The organism is Arthrobacter sulfonylureivorans, assembly GCF_047607445.1.
GTDB lineage: Bacteria > Actinomycetota > Actinomycetes > Actinomycetales > Micrococcaceae > Crystallibacter > Crystallibacter sulfonylureivorans_A.
This window is the reverse complement of the sequence record NZ_JBLKRT010000102.1, coordinates 1-559: the sequence shown is the minus strand read 5'-3', so window position 1 is coordinate 559 and position 559 is coordinate 1. Positions and strand designations below refer to the sequence as shown.

Annotated in this window: 1 protein-coding gene; it reads right to left on the bottom strand. The window is 68.0% G+C overall.

Going from position 1 to position 559, the window contains the following annotated elements; all coding sequences use genetic code 11:
- On the bottom strand, window positions 1–559 hold a 559-nt coding region (locus tag ACMX2H_RS18975; RefSeq protein WP_414962837.1), incomplete at both ends, for a M20/M25/M40 family metallo-hydrolase.

Below are 559 nucleotides of genomic sequence, written 5' to 3'. Positions count from 1 at the left end.
GAACCGGTAGTTGATTTCCACCGTTGTGCTGTCCGGGATGACATTCCCGGCGGTGCCGCCATTGATTTTCACGGCGTTCAGGCTCTCGCGGTACTCCAGCCCGTCCACGGTCACGGTGGCCGGCTCATGGTCACGGAGCCGGCCCAGGATTTCCGCGGCAGCATGGATGGCGTTGACCCCCATCCACGCCCGAGCCGAGTGTGCTGCTTGTCCGACGGTGCTGGCCTCGAACCGGGCGGTGCCGTTGCAGCCGCCTTCCACCGTGCCGTCGGTTGGTTCCAGCAGGATCGCGAAGTCGCCCTGGAGCAGCTGCGGGTGGTTGCGCACTAACCGGCCCAGGCCGCTCAGCGATGCTTCCACTTCCTCGTGGTCGTAGAACACGTAGGTGACGTCCCGGCCCGGTGCGGTGAGCTCTGCGGCCAAGGCCAGTTGCACGGCTACCCCGCCCTTCATGTCGGTAGCACCGCGCCCGTAGAGCACCGAGCCGTCCCACTCCGACGGGACGGTGCCGCGCGAGCCTGCCACGCTCGGCAGCGGTACCGTGTCCAGGTGCCCGGCG